The organism is Paraburkholderia sp. J10-1 (assembly GCF_905220165.1).
GTDB lineage: Bacteria > Pseudomonadota > Gammaproteobacteria > Burkholderiales > Burkholderiaceae > Paraburkholderia.
In genome coordinates, this window is record NZ_CAJMYW010000001.1 from 159,185 (window position 1) to 171,838 (window position 12,654).

At 65.4% G+C, this 12,654-nt stretch carries 12 protein-coding genes; 6 read left to right on the forward strand and 6 right to left on the reverse strand.

Annotation, left to right across the window (positions count from 1 at the left end; translation table 11 throughout):
- The first annotated feature begins 108 nt into the window (after nt 1-108).
- The 5 genes from U5A65_RS00730 (at nt 109) to U5A65_RS00750 (ending at nt 5,693) form a co-directional block, all read left to right on the forward strand.
- On the forward strand, nt 109-1,461 hold the full coding sequence (locus U5A65_RS00730; protein WP_321945144.1) for an MFS transporter: 1,353 nt from the start codon (nt 109-111) through the stop codon (nt 1,459-1,461).
- Nucleotides 1,461-2,531, forward strand: a complete 1,071-nt coding sequence (locus U5A65_RS00735) for a hypothetical protein (RefSeq protein WP_321945145.1) — start codon at nt 1,461-1,463, stop codon at nt 2,529-2,531. The genes U5A65_RS00730 and U5A65_RS00735 overlap by 1 nt, the downstream gene beginning before the upstream one ends.
- 74 nt (nt 2,532-2,605) lie before the next feature.
- Nucleotides 2,606-3,484, forward strand: a complete 879-nt coding sequence (locus U5A65_RS00740; RefSeq protein ID WP_321945146.1) for a LysR substrate-binding domain-containing protein — start codon at nt 2,606-2,608, stop codon at nt 3,482-3,484.
- 195 nt (nt 3,485-3,679) lie between these two features.
- Nucleotides 3,680-4,834 (forward strand): pyridoxal phosphate-dependent aminotransferase, encoded by a 1,155-nt coding sequence (locus tag U5A65_RS00745; RefSeq protein WP_321945147.1) that lies wholly within the window; start codon nt 3,680-3,682, stop codon nt 4,832-4,834.
- 70 nt (nt 4,835-4,904) lie between these two features.
- Nucleotides 4,905-5,693, forward strand: coding sequence for an ABC transporter substrate-binding protein (locus U5A65_RS00750; protein ID WP_321936890.1), 789 nt, complete (start codon nt 4,905-4,907; stop codon nt 5,691-5,693).
- A 38-nt stretch (nt 5,694-5,731) separates the two neighbouring features.
- Here the strand turns inward: U5A65_RS00750 and U5A65_RS00755 are convergent, their stop codons facing one another.
- From U5A65_RS00755 to U5A65_RS00770, 4 genes are all read right to left on the reverse strand, one after another.
- Entirely contained in the window at nt 5,732-5,968 is a 237-nt protein-coding gene (locus tag U5A65_RS00755; RefSeq protein WP_321913207.1) for a hypothetical protein, read from the reverse strand.
- A gap of 73 nt (nt 5,969-6,041) precedes the next feature.
- Entirely contained in the window at nt 6,042-7,364 is a 1,323-nt protein-coding gene (locus U5A65_RS00760; RefSeq protein WP_321945148.1) for an MFS transporter, read from the reverse strand.
- 137 nt (nt 7,365-7,501) lie between these two features.
- Nucleotides 7,502-9,049, reverse strand: a complete 1,548-nt coding sequence (locus U5A65_RS00765) for a bifunctional 3-(3-hydroxy-phenyl)propionate/3-hydroxycinnamic acid hydroxylase (protein ID WP_321945149.1) — start codon at nt 9,047-9,049, stop codon at nt 7,502-7,504.
- An 85-nt stretch (nt 9,050-9,134) separates the two neighbouring features.
- Nucleotides 9,135-9,986 carry a fumarylacetoacetate hydrolase family protein gene (locus U5A65_RS00770; RefSeq protein ID WP_321936885.1) on the reverse strand — a complete coding sequence of 284 codons (852 nt, stop codon included), beginning with the start codon at nt 9,984-9,986 and terminating at the stop codon, nt 9,135-9,137.
- Between the two features lie 145 nt (nt 9,987-10,131).
- Between U5A65_RS00770 and U5A65_RS00775 the strand changes: the two genes are divergently transcribed.
- A complete protein-coding gene (locus tag U5A65_RS00775) occupies nt 10,132-10,710 on the forward strand; it encodes a VOC family protein (RefSeq protein ID WP_321945150.1) in 579 nt (192 codons plus the stop codon).
- Nucleotides 10,711-10,725: 15 nt separating this feature from the next.
- Here U5A65_RS00775 and U5A65_RS00780 read toward each other — a convergent pair whose 3' ends face one another.
- Both U5A65_RS00780 and phbB read right to left on the reverse strand, forming a co-directional pair.
- Nucleotides 10,726-11,481 (reverse strand): IclR family transcriptional regulator, encoded by a 756-nt coding sequence (locus U5A65_RS00780; RefSeq protein ID WP_321913202.1) that lies wholly within the window; start codon nt 11,479-11,481, stop codon nt 10,726-10,728.
- Between the two features lie 231 nt (nt 11,482-11,712).
- Nucleotides 11,713-12,456 carry an acetoacetyl-CoA reductase gene (gene phbB, locus U5A65_RS00785; RefSeq protein ID WP_321945151.1) on the reverse strand — a complete coding sequence of 248 codons (744 nt, stop codon included), beginning with the start codon at nt 12,454-12,456 and terminating at the stop codon, nt 11,713-11,715.
- Between the last annotated feature and the right edge of the window lie 198 nt (nt 12,457-12,654).

The window sequence follows — 12,654 nt, forward strand, 5'->3', positions numbered from 1 at the left end:
TCCGGTATAGGTATTGAATATGGCAACCCCATTCGATATGTATTTTACATTTGCCGCGCAACTCCCTAGTCTGTGAGGCAAAACACCGACGACGACATCCGGAGACCCATGCAATCCATTCTCGAAGCAGACCCGGCCGCGCTCGACGCGCCCCACCTCACCACCTCGCAGGTCCGCCGCGCCGTGCTCGCCTCCGTCATCGGCAACGGGCTCGAGTGGTTCGATTTCCTCATCTACGGCTACTTCGCGAAGACCATCGCGCACGTGTTTTTCCCCGTGCAGAGCAGCTTTCTGTCGATCACGCTCACGCTCGCGACCTTCGCGATCGGCTTCGTCGTGCGGCCGTTAGGCGGTGTGGTGATCGGTGCGTTCGCCGACCGTTACGGGCGGCGCCGGACCCTTTCCGCGCTGATCGTGCTGATGGCGGCGAGCACCCTGCTCATGGGCGTCACGCCCGGCTATGCGTCGATCGGCATTGCCGCGCCGCTCATCGTGCTGCTCGCGCGCATCCTGCAAGGGCTTTCGGTGGGCGGCGAGTTCGCCACCGCCGCCTCGATGCTCACCGAGTACGCGCCGCCCGGCCGCAAGATGTTCTACGGCAGCTTTCAGATGACGTCCCAGGCCGTCGCGCTGCTGCTGTCCTCCGCGTGCAGTTTTCTGCTCACCACGCATCTCACGCCCGCCGCGCTCGCCGCATGGGGCTGGCGCATGCCCTTCCTGCTCGGGGCGCTGGTCGGCCCGGTGGGCTTCTATATCCGCCACAAGGTCGCCGAGTCGCCAGAGTTCGTGCAGTTGCGCGAACGCCTGGGCCACGCACCGCGCCAGTCCTTGCGCACGTTCCTGCGCGAGCGCGGCGACGCGGCGCTGTGCGCCGTGGGCGTGATCGCCGTGGGCGCGGCGACCAACTATCTCTGGCATTCGTACATGCCGCTCTATGTCGAACGCCAGCTGCATCTGCCGCTCAAGAGCGCACTGCTCGGCACGGCGGCTTCGGGGCTCATCGGCATCGTCGGCTATCCACTCGCGGGCAAGCTCGCCGACCGCTTCGGCGCCTACCGGCTCTTCCTGCCCGTGACGCTCGTCTGGATCTGCGCCGCCTGGCCGCTCTTCGCGTGGGTGCTTGCCGCGCCCACGCCCGAGCGCGTATTCGCCGCGCAAATGGTCGCGACCGTCGTGCTGAGTCTGATGTCCGGCGCGCATCCCGGCATGCTCACGCAGCTTTTCCCCACGTCCACGCGCTCCACGGGCGTCGCGCTCTCGTACAACATCGCCGTCACCTTGTTCGGCGGCATGGCGCCGCTCACGGTTTCGACGCTGATCGGCGTGACCGGCTCGCGCATCGTGCCGGCGTGGTATCTCATCGTCACGGGCATCGTCTCGCTCGTGCTGGTCTTTGCGAGCGTGTCGGGCCGGCGCCTGCTGCGCGAGCCCAACGCCTGGCCAGCGGAGTCGGAGTCGTAATGATCGAGCCGTCCATCGTGAGCAATGCGAGCACCGCAGGCGATGAACGCCCGCGCAACGAGTACCCCGTGCGCGCAATCGGCGATGTCCTCTTGCCTGTCGTCACGGCGCAAGGCAGCGGCACCGTGCCGATGTTCGTGGGCGGTTGCACGGCGAGCGAGCGAGCCACGCGTGCGCTTGTCGTGCTGCACGGCCGCCTGCGCGACGCCGACGCCTACTTGCGCTCGACACTGCGCGCCCGCGCCGCTTCGTCCGCGCATGACGACGCCACGCTCGTCGTCGTGCCGCAGTTCCTCGCAAGCGCCGATGTCGAACACCACCACCGCGCGCATGCGGACTTCCTGCACTGGGAGTGGACCGCGTGGATGGGCGGCGCCGACGCGCGCGGCCCGGCGCCTTTGAGTTCGTTCGACGCCCTCGACGCGCTCGTCGCACAGCTTGCCGATCGCTCGCGTTACCCGGCGCTGCGCGAAATCGTGATCGCGGGGCATTCGGGCGGGGCGCAGGTCGCGCATCGCTACGCCATCTTGAGCGCCGCGCCCGAGCCATGCGCACGGCTCGGCGTGCCCCTGCGCTTCGTGATCGCGAATCCCTCTTCCTGGGTGTATTTCGATTCGTTGCGCCCGCAACCCGATGGCGGTTTCGGTCCCGCGGATCGCGCCGCGTGCCCCGACCTCGACGACTGGAAGTACGGCATGCGCAAGCTCCCGCGCTACGCGGCGGCCACGCGCGATGCCACGATGCTTGAACACCGCTATATCGGCCGGGAAGTGGTCTATCTGGCAGGCGAACGCGACTGCGACCCCGCGCATGCGGCGCTCGACCGTTCCTGCGCGGCCAACGCGCAGGGGCCGCACCGTCTCGCGCGCGCCCGCGCCTACTACGCCTACCTGCGCGCAAGACATCCGCAGTTGCGGCATACGTGGTTCGAGGTGCCGGGTGCGGGTCACAACGCCGAGGCCATGTTCCTCTCGGAGCCCGGCATTCGCGCCCTGTTCGGTGCGCACGCAACGATCGATGCGGCGCGCGCAGCAGACCAGGCGCGAGGCGCAGGCGGCGCGGACGATTGAAACGGGCGGCCGTCGTATCATAGCGGCTCGATTCCCGCCGGATGCACGTTCCGCCCGGCCGCCCAACGACCGCCATGAGACGCCTTCCCCCGCTCAACGCCCTGCAAATCTTCGAAACGGTCGCCCGCTACGGCAGCTTCACGCGCGCGGCCGAGCATCTTTGCCTCACGCAAGGCGCCGTGAGCCGGCAAATCCTCACGCTCGAGCAGTATTACGGCCTGCCGCTCTTTCGCCGCTCGTCCAAGGGGCTCACGCTCACCGCAGAAGGCGAGCAGTTGCTGCCCGCCGTGCGCGACGGCTTCGGGCGCATCGAGGAAGCCTCGCAACGCCTCACGCGCCAGCGCACCGAACTGGCGCTCAAGGTGCCGACCTGTGTGATGCGCTGGATGCTGCCGCGCATCATGCGCTTCCAGAACGAGCATCCCGACCTGCAGATCCAGATCACGACCACGTGGGGCCACGAAGTCGACTTCCAGGCTGAGCCGTTCGACGCAGCGATCATCTACGGCTCGTCGCCCGGCGCCGAGGTGCACGCGGTGCCGCTCTTCGACGAATACCTCACGCCCGTCTGCACGCCCGAGCTGCTCTCGCGCCGCCCGCTCGTCAAACCCGACGACCTCGCGCACCAGACCCTGCTGCACCCTACGCGCGACCACGCCGACTGGCGCCTGTGGCTCGCGCGCGCGGGCGCGAAAAAGGTCGATGCCGATCTCGGCCCCACGTTCGAGTCGCTCGATCTCGCGGCCACTGCGGCCATGCAGGGCTTTGGCGTCGCCATAACCGACCGCACGCTCGTGCGCGAGGATGTCGAGACACGACGCCTCATCATGCCGTTCGAGCTCGCCGTGCCCACGGGCTCGCGCTACTATTTCGTGTACCCCGAGTGCGTGGCGCAGCAGAAGAAGGTGCAGTTGTTCAGCGAGTGGATCGAACAAGACCGCGCAGCGCCGTAGTGCGACCGTCCATGCCGCCGTCCATGCCGCCATGAATACCGCCATGAGCGCCGTGCATGGCGGGCATGAGAATTAATCGATTGCACACGGGGCGCTCTTTCGGCGTAATGGGCCGCTTCGTGCGAGGCACACTCAGTGCGCGGCCTTGCACCTTTCAAGTCACGCGGCCGCGCGCCGCCCGAAGGGAGACCGACCATGCAGAGCGCTGCCCAGCCCCGCTCGAAGCTGCCCGATGTAGGCACGACCATTTTCACGGTGATCGGCCAGCTTGCCGCCGAGCATCAGGCGCTGAACCTCTCGCAAGGCGCGCCGAATTTCGACCCGAGCGCGAAACTCGTGGATGACGTGGCCGCCGCCATGCGCGCGGGCCACAACCAGTACGCGCCGATGGCGGGTCTCGGTGACTTGCGCGAAGCGCTCGCCGCCAAGTTCGAGACGCTTCACGGCGCGCACTACGATCCGTCGAGCGAAGTCACTGTGCTTGCGAGCGCGAGCGAAGGCCTCTACTCCACGATCAGCGCGCTCGTGCATCCCGGCGACGAAGTGATCTATTTCGAGCCCTCGTTCGACAGCTATGCGCCCATCGTGCGCCTGCAGGGCGCAAAGCCCGTGGCGATCAAGCTCGCGCAGCCGCATTTCCGCGTGGACTGGGACGCGGTGAGCGCGGCCATCACGCCGCGCACGCGCATGATCATCGTGAACACGCCGCACAATCCCACGGCCACGATATTCGGCGAGGACGACATCGCGCGGCTCACGGCGCTCACGCGCAACACCGACATCGTGATTCTCTCCGACGAAGTGTACGAGCACGTCGTGTTCGACGGCGCGCCGCACCGAAGCATGGCGCGCTACCGCGAGCTTGCCGAGCGCAGCGTGATCGTGTCGTCGTTCGGCAAGTCGTATCACGTCACGGGCTGGCGCGTGGGCTACTGCCTCGCACCCGCCGCGCTGATGGACGAGATCCGCAAGGTCCACCAGTTCATGGTATTTTCCGCCGACACGCCCATGCAGTATGCGTTCGCGCAAGCGCTTGCCGAGCCGCAAAGCTATCTGGGCCTCTCGGCGTTCTACCAGAACAAGCGCGACCTGCTCGCACGCGCACTGGAAGCCTCGCGATTCGAACTGCTGCCGAGCGAAGGCAGCTTTTTCATGCTCGCGCGCTTTCGCGCCTTCTCCGAAGAGCGCGATAGCGACTTCGTGCTGCGGCTCATCCGCGATGCCCGCGTGGCGACGATTCCGCTCTCGGCGTTCTACGCCGACGGTACCGACGAAGGCATCATTCGCCTGAGCTTTGCCAAGGATGACGAAACATTGCTCGAAGGCGCGCGCCGCCTGTGCGCGATTTAAGGCAACGGCGTTCGGAACACAACGAAACTCTTAGGCAAACTGATAGGCAATGATAGGCAAGGAGATCACCATGAAGCGACTCAACGCGCTCCTCGCGCTCGCATGCGTGTACGGCGTGCTCGGCCCGGCATCGGCGTTCGCCGACGCGAACCTGTTGCGCTTCGGCGTAGAAGCGCAGTATCCGCCGTTCGAAACCAAGGCCTCGGACGGCACGCTGCAGGGCTTCGATATCGACATCGGCAATGCCGTGTGCGCGAAGGCGAACATGACCTGCAAATGGGTCGAGACGTCATTCGACGGCCTGATTCCCGCACTGCAAGGGCGCAAGTTCGACGCCATCAACTCGGCGATGAACGCCACCGAAAAGCGCCGCGAGGCAATCGACTTCACCACGGTGATCTATCGCGTGCCGAGCCGCCTGATCGCGCGCAGTGACAGCGGGCTCGTGGCCACCGCTGCGTCGCTCAAGGGTAAGCGTGTGGGCGTGCTGCAATCGTCGATTCAGGAAACCTACGCAAAGGTGCACTGGGAGCCGGCGGGCGTAACGGTCGTGCCCTACCAGGACCAGAACCAGATTTACGCGGACCTCGGCGCGGGACGCCTGGACGCAACGCTCGTGCTCGCGCCCGCCGGCCAGAAGGGCTTTCTTTCGCAGCCCGCAGGCAAAGGCTTCGCGTTCGTGGGTGAGGCCGTGCGCGACGACAAGATCCTGGGCAGCGGCGTGGCCTTCGGCATCCGCAAGGGCGACACGGCGCTGCGCGATCGCCTGAACGCGGCCATCGCGAAGATCGAGTCCGACGGCACGGTCACGTCGCTCGCCCGCAAATACTTCGGCGATATCGACGTTTCGCCGAAGTAAGCGCGCGCACTCAGGGGCAGGCGCAAGCGCTGCAGCGGTCAGCGCCGCCCCTGTTGCGAATTGCGGTTCACGTGAGCGTCGTTCTTGGTGCGCTCCTGGTGGGCGTCTGCGCCCCAGCGGTCCGTGTCCTCCTGCCCGCTTTCCACGTCGCTATACCCCTGGCGGCCCACCGAGCGCGGCTCATGCGGGTGACGCCGCGCCAGCGGCTCACTGCTTTCGTGCTGCGGATGCTTGACGTGCGTGCCGTCGTCGTTCGGGCTCTCGTGATGCTTCATGGCTGCCTCCTTGCCGGCGCAATACGCCGCTTGCCAGTTAGCGCATCGGGCATGCCCGGACAATGGAACGCAGCTAGCCCGCCGCTGCCGCCGAGCGCTCCAGTCGCGAGCGCGACGAGGCGTGCAGCCCGACGTTTGCCGCCAAAGCGATCAACGCCGATCCGCTCACGTACCACGCAGGGGCCGCGAGTGATCCGCTCATGCGCACGAAGGCCGCGCAGAGTAACGGCGCAAAACCGCTGAACACAACCACCGAAACGTTGTACGCAAGCGCAATGCCGCTAAAGCGCACCTGCACCGGAAAGAGGTCGGCAAGCACCGAGGCCCACGTGCCGCTTGCGAGCGAGAACACCAGCGCAGCGAGCACGAACAGCACGACCACGTTCACGCTGTGCGCCGCAAGTGCCGTATAGAACGGCCACGCAAGCGCGGCGAGCAGCACGCACGAAACGCGCAGCAAGTACCGGCGCGGCACGAAGTCGCCTGCCCAGGCCGCCGCGAGCAGTCCCACCGAACTCACGAGCAAATACGCATTCTGTGCGAGCGCTGCGTCGCGCGGCGCGTAGTTCAACGTCTGAATCAGATACGCGGGCATGTGACCGTAGAGCACGCCGTTGAAACCCGCCATCACCGCGATCGAGAGCGCACCGCCCACCACCGCGCCGCGATGATGGCGCAGCGTTTCGCGAAACGGCTGCTTCACCACCGCGCCCTGCATCTGCTTGAACTCGGGCGACTCGTCGAGATTGCGGCGCAGCAGATACGAAACGATCCCGCACACACCGCCCACGAGGAACGCAATGCGCCAGCCGTAGCTCGCGGCGTCCGCAGGGCTGAGCGTGGACTGCACGGCGAGATTGACGATCGTCGCGAGCATCACGCCCGTATTGATCGCGCAGACGATCACGCCCGCCGCGAGGCCGGCGCGGCGCGGCGCCGCCTCCACCGCATAGGTGATCGCGCCGGGCATTTCGCCGCCCACGCAAAAACCTTGCAGCACGCGCAAGCCAATCAGCGCAATCGGCGCGGCAATGCCCCAGTGCGCGTAATTGGGCAACAGGCCAATGCAGATCGTCGCTACCGTCACGACGACGATCGAGCCCACGAACACGGGACGTCGGCCAATGCGGTCGCCAAGGCTGCTGAGCACAATGCCGCCGAGCGGCCGGATGATATAGCCGATGGCAAGCACCGAAAACGTCAGCAGCATGCTCACGAGCGGGTTGCTCGCCGGAAAGAATTGCGCGGCGATCGAGTGGGCGAAGAAGCCGTAAATTACGAAGTCATAGAATTCCAGCGAGCCGCCCAGACTCGCTATGAGGATCATCTTCCATTGGGCGCGGCTCAGGCCAGGCGCGGCGGCCTGCGACACAGGCAGTGAGGGGGTCGTCTCCATTTGCTCTCCTTAATGATTTGACATGGCGGCGCTTTTGGGCTGCTAGCGGATCGTCGTCCTGCGCCTCTTTCTTCAAAAACGTCGGCCCGGGCGGCCGCGTTCCCTTGCGGGCCGCCCAGAAGCCTGGTCAAGCCGGATCAAGCTGCCGCGGCCTCGCGCGGCTGCCGCGCACGCGCAACGCCTGCGCGTTCGAGCAGTGCATCCAGTTCGCCCGCGTCGCGCGCCACGCCGCCAACGTAGCGGTCGGGCCGCAGCAACATGGCGCGCCCGCCGGTTTGCGCGAGCCAGGTTCGAAGCGACTCGTGCGAAGCGGGAACGATCGCCACCCGCTCGCGTTGTGCCGCGTTCGCAAGCGCGTCTCGTGCGTGCACCGCCAGCACTTCGTCAGCGATCAGCGCGAAGCGATAGCCCACTGCGTCGTCCAGACGCGTACCGTCGTCGAACACGGGTTGCGGCCCGATCTCGCCACCAGCCTCGCTTGCGTGCCAGCCCGGCCCCAAGCGCGGTTGCGGCGTTCGGAACTCGCGAATCGCCGCCGTCATCTCGCGGTCGCGCGCGGCCACAGCGTTGCTGTCGGTGGCCTGAATCACGCCGCCTAACTGCACCGCCGTTTCGATGAACGTGCGCACATGCGGCTCGCGCTCGCTCTCGTAAGTGTCGAGCAGCGCTTCGGGCAGCGCGCCTTCGATCACGTCGGCAAGCTTCCACGCGAGGTTCGAAGCGTCGCGTATGCCCGCGGCCATGCCCTGCCCCATGAACGGCGGCGTCTGGTGCGCCGCGTCGCCCGCGATTAGCAGCCTGCCGCGCCGCCAGCCCTGCGCGATCACCGAATGGAACGTGTAGATCGCCGAGCGTTCGAGTTGCGCGTGCTCGGGCGTGATCCATCGTGCGAGGCGCTCCCAGATCCATTCCGCCGTGCCTACGCGGCGCTCGTCGTCGCCCTGCATCACCATGATTTCCCAGCGGCGGCGGTTGTGCGGTCCGCGCGTGTAGGTGGTCGGGCGCGCAGGGTCGCAGTACTGGATCGAGTAGTCGCCGAGATCGGCGCGCTCGCCCGCGAGCAACACGTCCACTACGACCCAGCGCTCGTGCGATTTCAGATCGGCGAGTTCCGTGCCGATGAAGCGGCGCACCGTCGAGCGCGCGCCGTCGCAACCCACCACGTAACGCGCTGTCGTGTGAGCGAGTCGCCCTTGTGCCGTATCTTCGAAGCGAATGCGCACGTGGTCGTCGCGTTCGTCGAGCGCGAACACCTCGTGCCGCAAACGCACGTCGGCCCCGCCGCGCGCACAAAGTTGCGCGCGCAACGCCCGTTCGAGATCCGGCTGATGAAACTTGTAGCTTGCGCACCAGCCCTGAGGGCCGATGCCGCCGGGCCGGCTCCAGTCGATCATCAGTTCGCCGCGCGCGTTGACGAACTTCATGCCGGGCCCGACGAAGAGGTTCGGCAGCAGCGTTTGCGCGATCCCGACAGTCTGAAACACGCGCATGCATTCGCCGTCGAAGTGCACGGCGCGCGGCAGCTGGAACACGTCCTTGTCGCGCTCGAACACCACGACCTTCAGGCCGCGCAGCGTGAGCAGATTGGCGAGCGTCGCGCCGGTCGGCCCGAAGCCGATGATCGCGACATCATAGTCGGGCGCCGGATTTGCTTTGCATACCGAATTGTTTACGACATCCTTCATCCCATTCACCTGATACATGGCTAACTGCATGGATAATTGCGTGGATAGCCGCGCCGCCCGCATGGTGCGGGCGGCGGCCTGCAACTTACGCTTCGTCCGCGACGGGATTCCTGAGCGTGCCGATGCGATCCACCTCGACCTCCACCACGTCGCCATGCTTCATGAAAAGCGGCGGATTGCGCTTCGCGCCCACGCCGCCCGGCGTGCCGGTCACGATCACGTCGCCGGGGAACAGCGGCGTGAAGGTGGAGAGATACGCAATCTGCTTCGCAATGCCGTGAATCAGCATCTCCGTGGTCGCGCGCTGCACTTCCTGGCCGTTCAGGCGCGTGACGAGCGTCATCAGCGCATTCGGCTCGATCTCGTCGCTCGTGATCATCCACGGGCCGAACGCGCCCGTGCGGTAGAAGTTCTTGCCGGGTCCCCATTGGCCCGTGTGGCGCTGCCAGTCGCGCACCGAGCCGTCGTTGTAGCAGCTGTAGCCCGCGATATGACGCCACGCGTCGGCCTCGGCGATGCGCCGGCCGCCCTCGCCGATGATCACGGCGATCTCGCCCTCATAGTCGAACTGCGTGGACTCGCGCGGACGCAGCATGGGCTCGCCCGCGCCCACCTGCGATGCCGGCAGACGCATGAAGATCACCGGCTGCTCGGTGGTTTCGCGGTTGGTCTCCTTCACGTGCTCGGCGTAGTTCAGGCCCACGCAGAAGATCTGCTGCGGATTCGCAATCACAGGCTCGAGCGCGACTTCGGCGAGCGGATAGTCGCCCTTGCCAACGCTTGCGGCCCGCTCGGCTTCTGCAAACGCGCCCGCCGCGATCAGCGACTTGAGGTCTGCATAGCGGCCGCCAAGCCGCTTTTTGAGGTCGAACACCGCGCCGTCGCGCACAACGCCGAACGACGAACCTTCATGGGTAGAAAAGCTGGCGAGTTTCATGATGCTCCGCTGATAAAGAGTGGATTTTCCTTGGAATCGAAACGCGTATTTCTTGGTGTGTTTATCGTATTTTGAGAATACACTACGAAAAACGCGCCACACAACTTGATTTTTATCAGGGTTTATCACTACGACTGGAGACAGCATGACTGTGCCGAACACCGAACCAACCACGAAGCGAACCGGCCTCACGCTCAGCCACATGGGCTTTTTCGTGACCGACATGGCGAAGGTCGAAGACTTCTATACGCGTGTGCTCGAATTTACGGTGACGGACCGCGGCACGCTGCCCACACCGCGCGGCGCGGTCAGCCTGGTCTTTCTCAGCCGCGATCCGCGTGTGCATCACCAGATCGTGCTGGCGAGCGGCAGGCCCGAGAAGTTGCCGTTCAATCCGATCAACCAGATTTCACTGGAAGCGGACAGCCTCGCCACGCTCAAGCACTTTCACCGGCGCTTCGTGGAGGAAGGCATGGAGGAAATCGTGCCGGTCACGCACGGCAATGCGATCTCGTTCTATGCGCGCGATCCGGAGGGCAACCGGCTGGAGATTTTCATCGACACGCCGTGGTACGTGGATCAGCCCATGCGTGTGAGCGTGGACTTCACGCTGCCCGACGAGGCGTTGCTGGCCGAAGTCGAGCGCCATGCGAGCACGTTGCCGGGTTTCCGCCCGCGCGCGGTGTGGGAAAGGGAGATGGCGGCGCGTATGGGCGTAGCGTGACGCCGCACCGCGGCTTTATGACTCGATCAACGCACGCACGCGCGTGGAAATGCGCGCGGCGGCGTCCTTCACGGCCTCGACCACGCGTTCCAGGTTGAAGAACGCGAGGCGTTGCTCGGGCACGACGAGCGCGAGCGAGGCCACGGCTTCGCCGGATGCGTCGGTAAAGAGCGGCGAAGCGACGGCGGACATGCCCGCTTCGAGTTCGCCCTTCGAGAGATAGAAGCCCGCGCGGCGGATCTTGAGCAGACTCGCGCGGAATTCTTCGAGCGAGTTGCCGAGTCCGCTAGCCGCGATGTCCTCGGGGTACTGCTCGAACAACGCGGCGAGCTTCGCCTTGGGAAACGTGGAGAGGATCGCCTTCGGTGCCGCGCCAAGAAAGAGCGGGCGCGGACGGCCGCGTCCATAGCGCAGGTCGAACACGGCGTCGTGCGATTCCCGATGGGTATCGACGAGCTCGTTGCCATACCAGCGCGACATCACGGCGTCGAAGCCCGATTGCTCCGCCAGCTCGCGCATGACCGGCTGCCCCGCCTTGAGCAGCGGATCGGAAATACGCAGATGGTAGTCGAGCGTGATGATGCGCGGGCCCAGGCCATATTCGCCGCCCACGAAGCGCAGCAGCATGCCGGTATCGACGAGTTCACGCAGATAGCGGTAAGCGGTCGGCACCGAGCATTGCAGTTCGGCCGCCACCTGTTCGGCGGAAAGAAAAGGCCGCGCCTCGGAAAAGAGTTCGAGGATGGACAGCAGTTTCGCAATGCTCGACAAAGGCCGGTCTCCGGTCACGCGTGGGGTGGCCAATTATAGCGGCACGCTAGACCGCGTTCGTGCCCCGCAAACCGCGGCGCCACCATGCAAAACCGCCGCATTGCACGGCGCGCTTTATGCGTGCCCTGCAATGCGGCGGTCGGTACGCGTTACCGGGGCCACATGCGCCGCGCATCCATCAGGCGAAATTCGCCTGACATCATTCATGCGCGGTACATGTTTGGCATAGCGTTACTGCATGTGCTGGCCACCGTTGATAGGAATATTTGCGCCGGTCACGAAGCCCGCTTCGTCCGAGCACAGGAACAGCACGAGCGCCGCGACTTCACCCGGGTTGCCAAGGCGGCCCATGGGAATTTGCGGCAGGATCTTCGTGTCGAGAATGTCCTGAGGAATGGCGGTCACCATTTTCGTGGCGAGATAACCCGGCGAAATGGTGTTCACGGTCACGCCCTTGCGCGCCACTTCGAGCGCGAGCGACTTCGTGAAGCCGTGCATGCCGGCCTTCGCGGCAGCGTAGTTGGTCTGGCCGACCGAACCCTTCGAACCGTTCACCGACGAAATGTTGATGATGCGGCCCCACGCGCGCTCGACCATGCTGTCGCACAGCGGCTTCGAAATGTTGAAGATCGAGTCGAGATTCGTGCGCAGCACGGCGTCCCAATTGACCTTGTCGAGCTTGCGGAACGTCATGTCGCGCGTAATGCCCGCGTTGTTCACGAGAATATCGACGGGGCCGATCTCGCTCTGGATCTTCTGCGCGCCGCGCTGGCACGAGTCGTAGTCGGCTACGTCCATGCCGTACGCGTGGAATTCGCGGTCGGTCTCCTTCATGCGCGCCAGCCAGTCTTTGGCGCCCGCGTTATCGGGCGAATGCGTCACGACGACGCGATAGCCCGCATCATGCAGCTTCACGCTGATGGCCTCGCCAAGGCCGCCCATACCACGTGTCACCAATGCAATACGATTAGTCATCCTATATATCCGCGAGAGTTGAGCGTCAATCAAACCGTGGCGTCACGCATCATGCGTGCAGGCGCCACATGCACTGTTGCCCCGCTTCGTCTTTCCACCCAAGACGAGGACAAGGCGAATACCGCGCGGCTTCTGATTAATTTCTGGTATTGCGCGTGGTTGCTACTACTGGCGGCTCGCCGCTGCTTGCGCGTGCGA

Bases quoted from the DNA above. Each gene is read 5' to 3' on its own strand.
- U5A65_RS00730 (WP_321945144.1), top strand. From the start codon at position 109: ATGCAATCCATTCTCGAAGCAGACCCGGCCGCGCTCGACGCGCCCCAC.
- U5A65_RS00735 (WP_321945145.1), top strand. From the start codon at position 1,461: ATGATCGAGCCGTCCATCGTGAGCAATGCGAGCACCGCAGGCGATGAA.
- U5A65_RS00740 (WP_321945146.1), top strand. From the start codon at position 2,606: ATGAGACGCCTTCCCCCGCTCAACGCCCTGCAAATCTTCGAAACGGTC.
- U5A65_RS00745 (WP_321945147.1), top strand. From the start codon at position 3,680: ATGCAGAGCGCTGCCCAGCCCCGCTCGAAGCTGCCCGATGTAGGCACG.
- U5A65_RS00750 (WP_321936890.1), top strand. From the start codon at position 4,905: ATGAAGCGACTCAACGCGCTCCTCGCGCTCGCATGCGTGTACGGCGTG.
- U5A65_RS00755 (WP_321913207.1), bottom strand. From the start codon at position 5,968: ATGAAGCATCACGAGAGCCCGAACGACGACGGCACGCACGTCAAGCAT.
- U5A65_RS00760 (WP_321945148.1), bottom strand. From the start codon at position 7,364: ATGGAGACGACCCCCTCACTGCCTGTGTCGCAGGCCGCCGCGCCTGGC.
- U5A65_RS00765 (WP_321945149.1), bottom strand. From the start codon at position 9,049: ATGAAGGATGTCGTAAACAATTCGGTATGCAAAGCAAATCCGGCGCCC.
- U5A65_RS00770 (WP_321936885.1), bottom strand. From the start codon at position 9,986: ATGAAACTCGCCAGCTTTTCTACCCATGAAGGTTCGTCGTTCGGCGTT.
- U5A65_RS00775 (WP_321945150.1), top strand. From the start codon at position 10,132: ATGACTGTGCCGAACACCGAACCAACCACGAAGCGAACCGGCCTCACG.
- phbB (WP_321945151.1), bottom strand. From the start codon at position 12,456: ATGACTAATCGTATTGCATTGGTGACACGTGGTATGGGCGGCCTTGGC.